Genomic DNA, 14,023 nt, shown 5'->3' with positions numbered 1-14,023 from the left:
CCGCGGGCCGCCGCCGCCCCGCACGCGGCCGATGCCGGACGCGCCGGCGAACCCGGGGCACCGTACCCGCCGCGGCCCTGGTCAGGAGGAACCGGTGGGCGACCCGGGTTCCGGCCGGTCAGCGGGCGGGAGGATCGGCGGGCAGGCCGTGCAGGCGCAGCCGGCCCATGCCGCCGTCGGGAAAGATGTCCAGGCGCACGTGCGTGGCGACCCGCGCGCCGGCCAGCCGGAAGCGGTGCCGGGTGTCGGGCTGCAGCCGGGTGCGCGGCAGCAGGTCGAACCACTCGGTGTCCGGCCCCGGCTCGCCGCCGCCGGGGACGGCCGCCGCGGCCAGCGCGGCCTGGCCAGGCGCGTTGTAAACGAGGTTGGTGGTGTCCAGCTCGGCGACGCGTGCCACGCCGGGCACGCCGAGCCGCACCACCAGCCAGTCGTTGCCGCCGTCGCGGCGCCGCGCGGTCTCCCAGCCCTCGGCCTGGTGCCGGGGCAGGCCGGGGGCGATGACGTTGCCGGGCGAGGAGTAGAACTCGTCGGAGCAGCCGACGACCAGCCCGCCGTTCTCCAGCGCGGCCAGGTCCAGGCCGAGCCCTTCGTACAGGGTCAGGTCCGGCACCACCTCGCCGTGCACGCGCAGCCGGGCCACCCCGCCGTCGGGGTGGATGTTCAGCCGCACGTGGGTGAACCGCCGCGGGTCGGTGACCGGGAACTCATGCCGGGCGTCGCCGGTGAGCGGGACGCGCGGCACGATCTCCGTCCAGCCGGCCACGTCCAGCTCCTCCGGCGCCGGGTGGCCGGGCGCGGCGCACGCCTCCACCGAGGCGAACGGCGGGTAGTTGCCGGTGAACCACGAGGTGTCGATCACCACGCCGCGGACGACGCCGGGCAGGCCGAGCCGGACCACCGCCCAGTCGTGCCCGGCCTCGCGGCGGCGCCGGGTCTCCCATCCGTCGTAGACCTGGCCGCGCGCGCCGAAGGTGTGCGGCCGGAACCCGGGCGGGCCGGGAAGGATCAGCGCCTGGCGCTCGGCGAACGACTCGTCGCTGGCGGCGACCACCGAGCCGCCGTGCGAGCGCGACGCCAGGTCGGGCAGCCGGGTGAACCCGGCGGCGCCGGAGGTCAGGTCGGGCACAGCAGCTCTCCGAACGGGGGGTCGTCGTCGGTGACCGCCCGGCCGCGCAGCCAGGTGGCGACGACCGTGCCAGCCAGGGTGCGCCCGTGGTAGGGCGTCACCGGGTTGCGGTGCCGCAGCCGGGCGGCGTCCACGGTGAACTCGGCGCCGGCGTCGAAGGCGACCAGGTCGGCGTCCCGGCCGGCGGCGATGGCGCCCTTGGCGACCAGGCCGGCCAGCGCGGCCGGGCGGGCGGACATCCAGTCCACCACCCGGTCCGGCCGGTATCCGCGTTCGCGCGCCTCGGTCCACACCGCGGGCAGGCCGAGCTGCAGCGAGGAGATGCCGCCCCAGGCGGCCGCGAAGTCGGGCACCTTCAGGTCGGGCGTGGCCGGGGAGTGGTCGGAGACCACGCAGTCGAGCACCCCGGCGGCCAGGCCCTGCCACAGCTCGTCCCGGTTGCCGTCGTCCCGGATCGGCGGGCAGCACTTGAACTCCGGCCCGCGCACCTGGGCGGCGGTGAGGGTCAGGTAGTGCGGGCAGGTCTCGGCGGTGATCCGCACCCCGTCCCGCCGGGCGGCCTCCAGCGGTTCCAGGCAGGCGGCGGCGGAGACGTGCAGGATGTGCGCCCGCGCCCCGGTCTGCCGGGCGGCGGCGATGACCCGCTCGACGGCGCGGCGCTCGGCCGCGCCGGGCCGCGAGGCGAGGAACTCGGGGTAGGAAGGGCCGGCCGGCTCCGACAGCAGCGCGGGGTCCTCGGCGTGCACCAGCACCAGCCCGTCGAAGGCCGCCGCCTCGCGCAGCGCGGCGCGCAGCCCGGCGTCGTCCAGGTGCGGGAACTCCGGCACGCCGGAGGGCGACAGGAAGCACTTGAAGCCGAACACCCCCGCCTCCCGCAGCGCGCGCAGCCCGCCGGCGTTGCCGGGGACCGCGCCGCCCCAGAAGCCGACGTCCACCGCGCACTTGCCGGTGGCCGCGGCGCGCTTGACCGCCAGCGACTCCACGTCGACGGTGGGCGGCAGCGAGTTGAGCGGCATGTCGACGATGGTGGTCACCCCGCCGGCCGCGGCGGCCCGGGTCGCGGTGGCGAACCCCTCCCAGGCGGTGCGGCCCGGCTCGTTGACGTGCACGTGCGTGTCGACCAGGCCGGGCAGCAGCAGGACGCCGCCGAGGTCCACCTCGGCGAGCGCCGTCGCGGGCGCGTCGTACGGCAGCACCGCGGCGATGACGCCGTCCCGGACGCCGACCGCCGCCGGGCGCTCGCCGCCGGGCAGCACCGCCCGCCGGGAGCGGACCACCAGGTCGAAGCCGGTCCCCGGGTCACGGACCGGCGCCGGGGTCACCCTGGCCACGCACTCGCCCACCGGCACCGGATCACCCATGGGGAAGATCTCCCCCGTTCCGGGCGCCCCACTCCCCGGGCGCACACGTCCGGGCCCGGTGCCGCCGGGCGGGCGGTCAGCCGCCGGCACCGGGAAGGTCCGCACCGGGGACCGGACCAGGGACGGCCCCCGGGACGGGGCCGGGCACGGACCTGTCGGCCCCGGCGCCCCCCGACGCGGGACCGGCGGCCCGGAGAGCGGAGCCGGGCCGGGCCGGGGCGGGCAGCCGGTCGGCGGCGACCTGGGCGGCCAGCCGCTCCAGCAGCGGCCCGGCCTCGGCCATGCACCTTCGCACGTCGTCCTCGATGTCGGAGAGCGCGTAGGCGGCCTCGATGCCCGCGGCGCGCAGCCGCCCATCGTCCAGCGCGCGCCGGCCGCACACCGCGACCACCGGCACGCCGGCCCGGGCGGCGGCCGCCGCCACCCCGGCCGGGGCCTTGCCGCGCAGGGTCTGCTCGTCCAGCGAGCCCTCGCCGGTGACGACCAGCAGCGCGCCCGGCAGGTGCTCGGCGAAGCCGACCAGGTCCAGCAGCAGGCCGATGCCCGGTTCGAGCCGGGCGCCGAGGAACGCCATGGCGGCGAAGCCGACACCGCCCGCGGCGCCGGCGCCGGGCCGGTCGCGTACCCGCACGCCGAGGTCCCGCTCGGCTACGTCGGCCCAGCGGGCCAGGCCTTCTTCCAGGACCGGCAACTCGGCCGGCCCGGCGCCCTTCTGCGGCCCGTACACCGCGGCCGCGCCCTCGGCGCCGAGCAGCGGGTTGTCCACGTCGCAGGCCACCACGAACTCCACGCCGGGGGCACGTTCGAATCCGGTCAGGTCCAGCGCGTCCAGCCGGCGCAGCGCCGCGCCGCCGGGCGGCAGCTCCCGGCCGCGGGCGTCCAGGGTCCGCACGCCGAGCGCGCGCACCAGCCCGGCGCCGCCGTCGGTGCAGGCGCTGCCGCCCAGGCCCAGCACCACCCGCCGGGCGCCGCCGGCCAGCGCGGCGGCGATCAGCTCGCCGGTACCCTCGCTGCCGGCGTCCAGCGGCGCGAGCCGCCGCAGCCGGTGCAGCCCGGAGGCCTCGGCCAGCTCGATCACCGCCACCCCGTCGCGCTCGGCGTAGCCGGCGGTCACCGGCTCGCCGGTCGGGCCGGTGACGCGGGCAGTCCGGCGGGTGAACCCGGCGGCGACGGCGGCCTCGGCGGTGCCGTCCCCGCCGTCGGCGACCGGCAGGGTGACCACCGGCAGGTCCGGCCGCGCCGCCCGCAGCCCGGCGGCGACCCGTCCGGCCACCTCCACCGCGCTCAGCGACCCCCTGAACTTGTCCGGCGCCACCAGGACGAACCCCGGCCCGCTCGCCGTCACCCGCCCATCCCCTCGGCCCGTCGCCCGGCGCCTGCCGGCGGCTTGTCGAATCCGTCCGGCACCGCCGGAACGCTCGGCGTCACCCGCGCACCTCCCTGGCCACGGTGAACCCTCGGTCGGCGGCCAGCCGCAGCAGCCGGTCGCGCGCGGCCGCCCCGGCGCGGGCCGCGGCGTCCTGCGGCACCGTGCGCAGCTCGCCGTCCGCCACGAGGGTACGGCCGCCGACGATCACGTGGGACACCGGGGGTGCCGGGCCGAAGACCAGCGCGCACAGCGGGTCGGCCACCGCGGCGGCGAAGCCGTCCACCCGCCACAGCACCACGTCGGCGAGCTTGCCGGGCTCCAGCGAGCCGATCTCGCCGGCCCGGCCCAGGCAGCGGGCGCCGCCCATGGTGGCCATCTCCAGGGCCTGGCGGGCGGTGAGCGCGGCCGGGCCCAGCCGGGCGCGCTGGAACAGCAGGGCCTGGCGCATCTCACCCGACAGCGTGGTCAGCTCGCTGGAGGCGCTGCCGTCCACGCCGAGCCCGACCGCGGTGCCGGCGGCGAGCATCTCGGTCACCCGGGCGATGCCGGCGCCGAGCCGGCCGTTGGAGCTCGGGCAGTGCGCCACCCCGGTCCCGGTGGCGGCGAACCGGTCGATGTCGTGGTCGCGCAGGTGCACCGCGTGCGCGACCCACACGTCCGGGCCGAGCCAGCCGATCTCCGCCATGTGGTCGACCGGCCGGCGGCCCAGCTGGGCCAGGCAGTGCTCCTCCTCGTCGACCGTCTCGCACAGGTGGGTGTGCAGGCGCACCCCGGCCGCCCGGGCCAGCGCGGCCGACTCGGTCATCAGATCGGTGCTGACCGAGAACGGCGAGCACGGCGCGACCGCGATCCGCAGCATCGAGCCGGGCGCGGGGTCGTGGTAGGTGTCGATGGCCTCGGCGGTGTGCGCGAGGACCTCGTCCAGCGTCTCGACCACCTCGTCCGGCGGCAGCCCGCCGGCCGAGGCGCCGCGGTCCATCGAGCCCCGGCACGGGTGGAAGCGCAGGCCGATCTCGCGGGCCGCGTCGATCTCGGCGGCGAACAGGTCGCCGCGCCCCTTGGGGAAGATGTAGTGGTGGTCGGTCGTGGTGGTGCATCCGGACAGGGCGAGCAGGCCGAGCCCGGCGGTCGCCGCGCCGTGCGCCACCTCGGCGTCCATCGCCGCCCACACCTGGTAGAGGGCGGTGAGCCACTCGAACAGGGTGGCGTCCTGGGCGAGGCCCTGGGAGGCCCACTGGTAGAGGTGGTGGTGGGTGTTGACCAGGCCCGGGGTGGCCAGCAGGCCGGTGCCGTCGATCCGGGTGGCGCCGGGCACCTCCGGGGCCGGCCCGGGGCCGAGCGCGGCGATCCGGTCGCCGCGGATGTGCAGGTGGCCGCGAGGGATCTCCGGCCCGGTCACCGGGGCGATGGCCACATCGGTCACCAGCACGTCCCCGGGCTCGGCGGGCCGCGTCATCCGGACCTCCTCCGGCGTCGAGCGGCGGGCGCGGCGGACCGGACCGGCGACGGGCGCGCCGGGACCGGCGTAGACGGGGGGGACCAGGAGGGCGGCGCGGGCGCCGGCGAGGGGGGCCGGGGCGGCGCGGTCACGCGGTGCCCGCCTTGCGGGCGGCGGCCAGCCGTACCGCGTCCATGATCTTCTCGTATCCGGTGCACCGGCACAGGTTGCCGGCCAGCGCCTCGCGGATCTCCTCGTCGCTCGGCGCCCCGACCCGCTCGATCAGGTCGTGCGCCTGGACGACCAGGCCGGGGGTGCAGAAGCCGCACTGCACCGCGCCGCACTCGACGAACGCCTCCTGCACCGGGTCCAGCCGGTCGCCGCCGGCCAGCCCCTCCACGGTGCGCACCTGGCGCCCCTCGGCCTGCCCGGCGGCCACCAGGCACGCGCACACCGGCAGGCCGTCGAGGTAGACGGTGCACGAGCCGCACTCTCCCTGCTCGCAGGCGTTCTTGGCACCGGGCAGGCCGACCCGCTCGCGCAGCACGTAGAGCAGGCTCTCCCCCTCCCAGACGCCGTCGACCTCCTCGGGCCGGCCGTTGACGGTGAGGTTCACGCGCATGCCGCCGCCTCCTTCCGGTAGTCGTGCCACGCCCAGGCCAGCGTGCGGCGGGCCAGGACGGCGATCGCGTGCCTGCGGTAGGCGGCGGTGCCGCGCACGTCGTCGATCGGCTCGGCCGCGGCGGCGGCCAGCTCGCCGAACCGCGCGGCCAGGCCGGGGTCCAGCGGGGCGCGGCCGGCCCAGTCGAGCTCGGCGGCGGCGAACTCCTCGGCGGCGGTGGCGCGGCGGGGCGTCGGCGCCGCCGAGCCGACGCCGGTGCCGGCCCGGCGCTCGCCGGGGTGCAGCGCGACCGCGAAGGAGCACACCGCGATGACCATGGCGTTGCGGGTGCCGACCTTGGCGAAGTACTGCGGGCCGGTGGCCGGGGGCGCCCAGAACGCGCGGACCAGCTCGTCCGGCGCCAGCGCGCTGCGCTTGACGCCGCGGTAGAACTCGGTCGCGGGGATCATGCGGGTGCCGCGGGCCGCCGAGGCGACCTCGATCTCCGCGCCGGTGGCGAGCAGCGGCGGGTGGCTGTCGCCGGCCGGCGAGGCGGCGCCGAGGTTTCCGCCCACCGTGCCGCGGTTGCGGATCTGCGGCGAGCCCACGGTGCGGGCGGCCTGCGCCAGGCCGGGCAGCCGGTCGCCCAGCTCGGCGATCAGCCGGGCGTAGGTGACCCCGGCACCGACCCGCAGCCGGCCGTCGGCGGCGACCTCCCAGTCGGCCAGGTCGCCGACCCGGGTCAGGTCCAGCAGCGCCGGCGGGCGCCGCACGTCGAAGTTGATCTCCACCATGACGTCGGTGCCGCCCTGGACGGGGACCGCCTCCGGCAGGCCGGCCTTCGCCGCCAGGGCCTCCGCCCAGGTGGCGGGGCGCAGGAACTCCATCCGTCCTCCCCTAGTCCCAGGCCGGGCCGGCGGGCGGCGCGGCGTCGTCCAGTACGGTGCCCTCGATCAGCCCGTACGGCCGGTCGGCGGCGTAGTACACCTCGCCCGGGTTGTCCAGGCCGAACGGGGCCAGGTCGACCAGGAAGTGGTGCCGGTTGGGCAGCGCCAGCCGCACCTCGCACAGCTCCGGGCGGCGCTCAAGCACCCGGCGGCCCATGGCGTACAGGGTCTGCTGCAGCGACAGGCTGTGGGTGCCGGCGAACGCCTCCAGCAGGCACTCCCGGGCCCCGGTGTAGGAGTCGGCGTACGAACTCGCGTACGAATCGGCGGAGGACCCGGTCCCGGGCCCGGCGTGCCGCCACCCGGCGGTCACCGCGGTGGCCAGCACCCGGTCGGTGGCCGGGGCCAGCGTGGTGTAGCGGTCGGTGGCGAAGCCGTGGAACTCCGAGCCGGTGGAGTTGAGCAGCACCAGGTCGCGCAGCCCGGAGACCACGCTCGAGGTGCCGTCCCGGTCGTGGTGCACCAGGCAGGTACGGACCTCGGTGCCGTCCCGCACGAACGAGTGCGGCCCGCGCCGCACCCAGGCGTGCTCGTCGATCGCGACCCGCGCGTGGTGCACGGCCTGCTGGGAGTCCACGAAGTGCCGGGCGAGCAGCAGGGCGAACTCCTCGATCTCCCCGATGCCGTGCTCGCGGGCGAAGGCGTAGACGGTGTTCTTCTGGGAGTCGGTGGGCAGCACGGCGGCGTTGTCGCCGGCCAGGTGCACCGCCTCCATCGCGCCCGACAGCGCGATCGACACGGTGCAGTCCTTGAGGTGGTGCACCTCGCCCTCCCGGGCGACGCGGACCACCCGCGTCTCCGCCTTGCCGTAGCGGTTCGGGCCGAGTACGACGGCCATCGGCTAGCTCCCCCGGTAGGTCGAGTAGGCGAACGGGCCGAGCAGCAGCGGCACGTGCAGGTGCTCGGCCGGGTCGGCGACGGTGAAGGCGACCACGACCTCCGGGTAGAAGGTCGCGACGCCGGCCCGCGCGAAGTAGGCGCCGGTGTCGAACACCAGGTGGTGCACCCCCGGCCCCGGCTCGCCCGCCGGCAGCCAGTCGCGCAGCCGGCCGTCCTGGTCGGTGACGCCCTCGGCCACCAGGCGGTCGCCGCTGCGCAGCCGGACGGCCACCCCCTCGGCGGGACGGCCGGTCCCGGAGTCCAGCACGTGGGTGGACAGGCTCATGTCGTCTCCTCGTCCAGCAGCCTGGCGACGCGGAGCCGGGCGATGGCCGCCAGCTCGGCGCCGACCACCTTGCGCTCGGTCTCCTCGTCGTTGCCCAGCCTGCCACGCAGCCGGTCGAGCACCTGCCCGGCGGTCAGGCCGGTGGCGCAGACCAGGAAGACGTGGCCGAACCTCTCCTCGTACCGGCGGTTCCCTTCGGCCAGCGCGTCCCGCTCGGCGGCGCCGGCCCGGCCGGCCCGCTCCTGCTCGCGGCGCGACCAGCGCGACTCGGCGCCGTCACCGGCCGGCCGGTCGCCGATCCGCGGGTGGGCGTCCAGCGCGGCCCGCACCTGCGGCCAGCCGAGCTCGCGGGCGGCGGCCTCGGCCGCGGCCAGCAGCCGCCCGCGGTCGCCGTAGGGCCGGCCGGCGGCGACCCGGCGGGCGAACTCCGGCGCGGCGCAGCAGGCGAGCAGCCGCCGCTCGGCCTCGGCGGGCGGCAGCGCGTCGAAGGCCGGCACGCCGCCCGCGGGTGTCGGGTCTGCCATGCCAGAAGTAGACCGTCCCGGGGCGGGCCGGGTCCAGCGGCCGGAACTCCGAACCGTCCGCGGCCACCGGCGCCGCGTTTGTGGCATGCTCCAAGCGGCCCGGCCGCCGCCGCGGGTCTCCTAGGCTTGGACCACCATGAGCGGCACATCCCTGATCGGTAGCCACGTGTACGTCGCGGGCGGCCTGGCCACCGGCGGCCTGCGGCGCGCGGCGGAGATCGGCGCCGAGTTCGTCCAGGTGTTCGTGACCAACCCGCGCGGATGGGCGCTCGCCGCCGGCGACCCGGCGCAGGACGCCGCGCTGCGCCGCTCCGGTGTCCCGGTCTTCATCCATACCCCCTACCTGGTGAACGTGGGGTCGCCCGACCCGGCGGTGCTGGCCCGGTCGGCGGCGAGCATCCGGCACGCGCTGGCCCGCGGCTGCCAGATCGGCGCGCGCGGGGTGGTGGTGCACACCGGGTCGGCGGTGTCCCAGCCGCGCGCGGACGCGCTGCGCGGGCTGCGCGAGCACCTGCTGCCCATCCTGGACGAGATCGGCGACGGCGGCCCGGACCTGCTGCTGGAGCCGATGGCGGGCCAGGGGGCGATGCTGTGCGCCATGCTGCCCGACCTGGAGCCCTACCTGGCCGCGCTGGACGGGCACCCGCGCGCGGGAATCTGCCTGGACACCTGCCACGCCTTCGCCGCCGGGCACGACCTGGCCGCGCCGGGCGGTGCCGCCGCGCTGCTGTCGTGCCTCGCGGCGGTGGCGCCGGGCCGGCTGCGGCTGGTGCACGCCAACGACTCCAAGGACCCGTGCGGCTCCAAGCGCGACCGGCACGAGAACATCGGCGACGGGCACATCGGCGTCGCGGCGTTCGGCGAGCTGCTGCGGCATCCGGTGGCGGCCGGGGTGCCGTTCTGCATCGAGACCCCGGGCGGCCCCGACCGCCACCGCGCGGACATCGAGCTGCTGAAGGGCCTGCGCGGCGGCTGAGCCCGCCCGGGCCGGGCGGGAGGGCGGGGTGCCGCCCGCGGATCCGGTCGCCCCCCTATGACCGGATCGGCGCGGCCCGGCCTCGCGGCCGGCCGGCGGCCACCCCGCCCCGCCGGGGCCGGCGGACCCCACCCCCCGGTAAGGGCCCGCCGGCCCGGGACGGCCGTCCGGTCGTCGCCGCGCGTGGGCCGCGGGCGTCCGGCGCCGTCTCGGTCCGCGTATCCCGGGTCCGCCGGCCGTCCGGCCCGCTTTCCGGTAACGCAGTGTGGCTTCTCGACGGGAACGACACTACGGTCGGTCATCGGTTCCGCGCGGGCGGTCGCGGCCCGGCTCGCCGAACGGTGCGTAGCCGGCGCCATGCGGAGCGTGACGGCGCGACGAGCGGCCGCTAGCCGCCGACGAGCGGCGGCATGGCGTCCGGGACGTGGCGGGGCATCGCCTCGGCCGGCGGCCCGGCCCGGAACTGCCGCACCAGCTGCTCGCGCACCCGGCGGGTGTGCCGGCGGCTCACCGGCACCGTGGTGCCGCCGACCCGCAGCATCGCCCGGCCCTCGTCGAACCGCATCTCGGTGACGTGCCGGGCGGACACCAGCGTGCTGCGGTGCACCCGGATGAACCCGGAGGCCGCCCAGCGGCGCTCCAGCGCGGCGAGCGACATCCGGACCAGGTGGGTGCCCTCGGCGGTGTGCAGGCGGACGTAGTCGCCGCTGGCCTCGGCGTAGGTGACGGCGTGCTGGGGCACGAAGCTGGTGCGCCCGCTCAGCTCGACCGGGATCACGTCGTCCATGGCCGCCTCGGCCGGCGAGGGGCCGAGCGTGGCCGACTCCAGGCGCCGCACCGCCTCGGCCACCCGGTCCGGGCGCAGCGGCTTGAGCAGGTAGTCGACCGCCTGCAGCTCGAACGCCTGCACGGCGCGGTCATCGTGCGCGGTGACGAAGACCGGTTTGGGCGGGGCGGGGAAGGCGGCGACCAGCCGGGCGAGGTCCAGCCCGTCCAGCCCGGGCATCCGGATGTCCAGGAAGACCCCGTCCAGCCGCTCCCCGGCACCGATGATCGCGGCCATGTCCTGCAGGGCGGTGACGCCGTCGGTGGCGGTCAGGACGCGCTCGACCCGGGCGTCGCGCCGCAGCAGGTAGGCCAGCTCGGAGAGCGCGTGCACCTCGTCGTCGACCGCTAGAACTCGCAGCATGGCTCCACGCTGCCCCCTGCCGTGCCCTCCCGGCAAGAGGTACGGCCACGTCGGGTGCCCGGACGGATCCGTTCAGTGACCGGGCGGGCGATTCTTCGGCACCCGCATGCGCACCGTGGTGCCCTCGCCGGGCGCGGTGTCGATCACCAGCCCGTACTCCTGGCCGTAGATCTGCCGGAGCCGCACGTCCACGTTGGCCAGGCCGATGCCGCCGCCCTCGCCGCTCGGCGGCTCCCCGCCGAGCAGCTCGCGGACCCGGGCGGGCTCCATGCCGGCCCCGTCGTCCTCCACGGTGATGTGGACCTCGCAGCCCACGTCGCGCACCACCACGCGCACCTCGCCGGTGCCGCCGCCGTGCCGGATGCCGTGCGTGATCGCGTTCTCCACGATCGGCTGCAGGCACAGGAACGGCACCGGCACCGGCAGCGCCTCCCGGACGACGTCCACCACGAAGCGCAGCTTGTCACCGAACCGGGCACGTTCCAGCAGCAGGTAGCGGTCGACGCAGGTCAGCTCGTCCGACAGCGTGGTGAAGTCGCCGGCCCGGCGCAGCGCGTGCCGGGCGAAGTCGGCGAAGTCCAGCAGCAGCTCGCGCGCCCGGTCGGGGTCGGTGCGGGTGAACGAGGCGATGGTGGCCAGCGAGTTGCACACGAAGTGCGGGGAGATCTGCGCGCGCAGCGCCCGGGTCTCGGCGGCCAGCGCGCGGCGGCGCACGGCGTCCAGCTCGGCCAGCTCCAGCTGCCCGGAGGCCCACTGGCCGACCTCGGTGGCCGCCCGGACCAGGGCCGCGCTCACCTGGGTGTCATAGGCGGCCAGCGCGCCGACCACCCGGCCGCCGACGGTGGTGAGCGGCACCACCACGGCGTTGCGGATCGCGCAGTTCTCCGCCTCACAGAACAGCTCGTCCCCGGCGATCAGGTACGGCCGGCCGCCGGCGAGCATGCCGTGCACGTGGCCCAGCAGGTCGCGGACGTGCGCGTCGTCGGGCGGCTCCCACGCGCCGTCGAAGGCCAGCACCTGGTCGGTGGAGGTCACCGCCAGCGCGGTGGCGCCGAGCAGGGACCGCAGGTGGCGCACCGCCCGCCGGGCCGAGTCGCGGGCGAGCCCGGCCCGCAGGTACGGGGCGGCCATCGCGGCCAGGTGCAGGGTGGCGAAGGTGGCGCCGTCGCCGCCGGGGCGCGCCCGGGCACCGCGGCGGCCGAGGACGTACCCGACCACGCCGATCAGGACGCACGACAGTAACCAGCCGGTCTCCACCATGCGGGCAACCGTAATCGGTCACGATATGTGATCGGGCCGGAACGCGGCGAGTACGCCGGGCCGGCGGCGGATCAGGGCGGGCCCTCGCCCGGGTCCTCCTGGTAGGAGTAGCGCTGCTCGCGCCAGGGGTCGCCGACGTTGTGGTAGCCCCGTTCCTCCCAGAATCCGCGCCGGTCGGCAGTCAGGTACTCCACCCCGCGCACCCATTTCACGCTCTTCCAGGCGTAAAGGTGCGGTACCACGGCACGTACCGGGTGGCCGCGCTCGGCCGACAGCGGCCGGCCGCCGAGCCCGGTGGCCAGCAGCGTGGTGTCGCGAGCGAAGTCGGCCATCCGCACGTTGGCGCTGTAGCCGTACTCTCCCCAGACCATGACGTGCGCCACGCCCGGAGCGGGCGGTACGGCGCTCAGCAGCGCGCCGGCCGGCACGCCGGACCACTCGTTGCCCATCAGCGAGAACCTGGTGACGCAGTGCAGGTCGGCCAGCACGGTGACCTGTGGCAGCGCGGAGAACTCCGGCCAGCTGAGGCGGGTCTCCTCCCCCGAGGCGGTGGCCCCGAACACCGACAGGCTCCAGCGCTCCGGCCGGAAGCCCGGAACCCTGCCGTAGTGGACGACCGGGCGGCCGCGGGGGACGTACTGCCCGGGAGGCAGTCGATCTTCCTCGGTTGGATCCGGCACGCGGCAATCCTGCCATCGCGCGCCCGGCCGGGCGGCACCGGCACCCCGGTATGCCCCGGACCGCCGGGCGGGACGCCCCCGGATCACCGCACCGGTCCGGCGCGCCCGGCGGGCGGTGCGCTACCATGGCCCGTGATGCATGAGGCGCTGGTGTTTTGGTATGGCGACGGACCCGTGGAGCGGACCGCTCGCCACCAGACGCTGCGCCGATAGGCGAACGTCGGCGAAGGCCCCGGGTCCACCAAGGATCCGGGGCCTTCGTCGTTTCCCGGGCCGTACCGGCCGGCGCCCGCCGCCCGACCGGCCCCGGGAAGGGCAGCTCTCGACCGGAGAAGAGGCAGCAGCATGGTCATCGTCATGGCTCCCGAAGCCACCCAGCAGGACGTCGACGCCGTCGTCGACCTGGTCGTCACCGCCGGTGGCGACGCCTTCGTCAGCCGGGGCGTCAGCCGCACCATCATCGGCCTGATCGGCGACATCGCGCACTTCGGCGCGCTGAACCTCGGCACCATGCCGGGGGTGGCCGACGTCATGCGCGTCTCCACGCCGTACAAGCTGGTCAGCCGGGACCACCATCCGGATCGGTCGGTCGTACGGGTGGGCGGGGTGCCCATCGGCCCGGGAACCGCCACCCTGGTGGCCGGCCCGTGCGCGGTGGAGACGCCCGACCAGACGCTGGCCGCCGCCCGGATGGCCCAGGCCGCCGGGGCCACGCTGCTGCGCGGCGGCGCCTACAAGCCGCGCACCTCGCCGTACGCGTTCCAGGGGCTCGGCGAGGCCGGCCTGCGCATCCTGGCCGACGTGCGCGCCGAGACGGGGCTGCCGGTGGTCACCGAGGTGGTGGACGCCCATGACGTGGAGCTGGTGGCCTCCTACGCCGACATGCTGCAGGTGGGCACCCGCAACGCGCAGAACTTCGCGCTGCTGCAGGCGGTCGGCGCGGCCGGGCGGCCGGTGATGCTGAAGCGCGGCATGAACGCCACCATCGAGGAGTGGCTGATGGCGGCCGAGTACATCGCCCAGCGCGGGAACCTCGACATCGTGCTGTGCGAGCGCGGTATCCGCACCTTCGAGACGGCGACCCGCAACACCCTGGACATCTCGGCGGTGCCGGTGGTGCAGCGGCTGTCGCACCTGCCGGTCATCGTGGACCCCTCGCACTCGGGCGGCCGGCGGGACCTGGTGCTGCCGCTCACCCGGGCGGCGATCGCGGTGGGCGCCGACGGGGTGATCATCGACGTGCATCCGCGGCCGGAGCAGGCGCTGTGCGACGGCCCGCAGGCGCTGGTGGACGACGACCTCGCCGAGCTGGCCGCGATCATGACCGACCTTCCGCCCATGGTGGGCCGGGTGCCCGCCGCGCTCGCCGCCGCGGGCTGACCGCGCC

At 76.7% G+C, this 14,023-nt stretch carries 14 protein-coding genes; 2 read left to right on the top strand and 12 right to left on the bottom strand.

Annotated elements, in window-relative coordinates:
- Positions 1-118: 118 nt before the first annotated feature.
- The 9 genes from alc to uraD all read right to left on the bottom strand — a co-directional run bounded on the left by alc (position 119) and on the right by uraD (position 8,531).
- Positions 119-1,126: an allantoicase gene (gene alc, locus Sru01_RS05445; RefSeq protein WP_239136952.1), complete on the bottom strand. Its 1,008-nt coding sequence runs from the start codon at positions 1,124-1,126 to the stop codon at positions 119-121.
- Positions 1,114-2,487 (bottom strand): allantoinase AllB, encoded by a 1,374-nt coding sequence (gene allB, locus Sru01_RS05440; protein WP_203982720.1) that lies wholly within the window; start codon positions 2,485-2,487, stop codon positions 1,114-1,116. The genes alc and allB overlap by 13 nt, the downstream gene beginning before the upstream one ends.
- A gap of 76 nt (positions 2,488-2,563) precedes the next feature.
- Positions 2,564-3,832: a glycerate kinase gene (locus Sru01_RS05435; protein WP_239136951.1), complete on the bottom strand. Its 1,269-nt coding sequence runs from the start codon at positions 3,830-3,832 to the stop codon at positions 2,564-2,566.
- Positions 3,833-3,911: 79 nt separating this feature from the next.
- Positions 3,912-5,312, bottom strand: coding sequence for an 8-oxoguanine deaminase (locus Sru01_RS05430; protein WP_203982719.1), 1,401 nt, complete (start codon positions 5,310-5,312; stop codon positions 3,912-3,914).
- 130 nt (positions 5,313-5,442) lie between these two features.
- A complete protein-coding gene (locus tag Sru01_RS05425; protein ID WP_203982718.1) occupies positions 5,443-5,916 on the bottom strand; it encodes a (2Fe-2S)-binding protein in 474 nt (157 codons plus the stop codon).
- Positions 5,907-6,782 carry an FAD binding domain-containing protein gene (locus Sru01_RS05420; RefSeq protein ID WP_203982717.1) on the bottom strand — a complete coding sequence of 292 codons (876 nt, stop codon included), beginning with the start codon at positions 6,780-6,782 and terminating at the stop codon, positions 5,907-5,909. The genes Sru01_RS05425 and Sru01_RS05420 overlap by 10 nt, the downstream gene beginning before the upstream one ends.
- Positions 6,783-6,792: 10 nt before the next feature.
- Complete coding sequence (gene pucL / locus Sru01_RS05415) at positions 6,793-7,680, bottom strand: factor-independent urate hydroxylase (RefSeq protein WP_203982716.1); 888 nt, start codon at positions 7,678-7,680, stop codon at positions 6,793-6,795.
- A 3-nt stretch (positions 7,681-7,683) separates the two neighbouring features.
- Positions 7,684-8,007 (bottom strand): hydroxyisourate hydrolase, encoded by a 324-nt coding sequence (gene uraH / locus Sru01_RS05410; protein ID WP_203982715.1) that lies wholly within the window; start codon positions 8,005-8,007, stop codon positions 7,684-7,686.
- Positions 8,004-8,531, bottom strand: coding sequence for a 2-oxo-4-hydroxy-4-carboxy-5-ureidoimidazoline decarboxylase (gene uraD, locus Sru01_RS05405; RefSeq protein ID WP_203982714.1), 528 nt, complete (start codon positions 8,529-8,531; stop codon positions 8,004-8,006). Before uraD ends, uraH begins: the two co-directional genes overlap by 4 nt.
- A 136-nt stretch (positions 8,532-8,667) precedes the next feature.
- On the opposite strand from uraD, the gene Sru01_RS05400 reads away from it, so the two are divergent.
- The gene (locus Sru01_RS05400; protein WP_203982713.1) at positions 8,668-9,507 is read left to right on the top strand and encodes a deoxyribonuclease IV; all 840 of its coding nucleotides are present in this window, start codon (positions 8,668-8,670) and stop codon (positions 9,505-9,507) included.
- Between the two features lie 388 nt (positions 9,508-9,895).
- Here the strand turns inward: Sru01_RS05400 and Sru01_RS05395 are convergent, their stop codons facing one another.
- The 3 genes from Sru01_RS05395 to Sru01_RS05385 form a co-directional block, all read right to left on the bottom strand.
- Entirely contained in the window at positions 9,896-10,696 is an 801-nt protein-coding gene (locus Sru01_RS05395; protein WP_203982712.1) for a LytR/AlgR family response regulator transcription factor, read from the bottom strand.
- Positions 10,697-10,768: 72 nt separating this feature from the next.
- On the bottom strand, positions 10,769-11,956 hold the full coding sequence (locus Sru01_RS05390; RefSeq protein WP_203982711.1) for a histidine kinase: 1,188 nt from the start codon (positions 11,954-11,956) through the stop codon (positions 10,769-10,771).
- A 71-nt stretch (positions 11,957-12,027) separates the two neighbouring features.
- Positions 12,028-12,636, bottom strand: coding sequence for a molybdopterin-dependent oxidoreductase (locus tag Sru01_RS05385; protein WP_203982710.1), 609 nt, complete (start codon positions 12,634-12,636; stop codon positions 12,028-12,030).
- Positions 12,637-12,981: 345 nt separating this feature from the next.
- On the opposite strand from Sru01_RS05385, the gene aroF reads away from it, so the two are divergent.
- Entirely contained in the window at positions 12,982-14,016 is a 1,035-nt protein-coding gene (aroF, locus tag Sru01_RS05380; protein ID WP_203982709.1) for a 3-deoxy-7-phosphoheptulonate synthase, read from the top strand.
- The last annotated feature ends 7 nt before the right edge of the window (positions 14,017-14,023 follow it).

Source organism: Sphaerisporangium rufum, from assembly GCF_016863395.1.
GTDB lineage: Bacteria > Actinomycetota > Actinomycetes > Streptosporangiales > Streptosporangiaceae > Sphaerisporangium > Sphaerisporangium rufum.
Note: the sequence above shows the minus strand (reverse complement) of the source record. Positions and strands in the feature narration are given on the sequence as shown.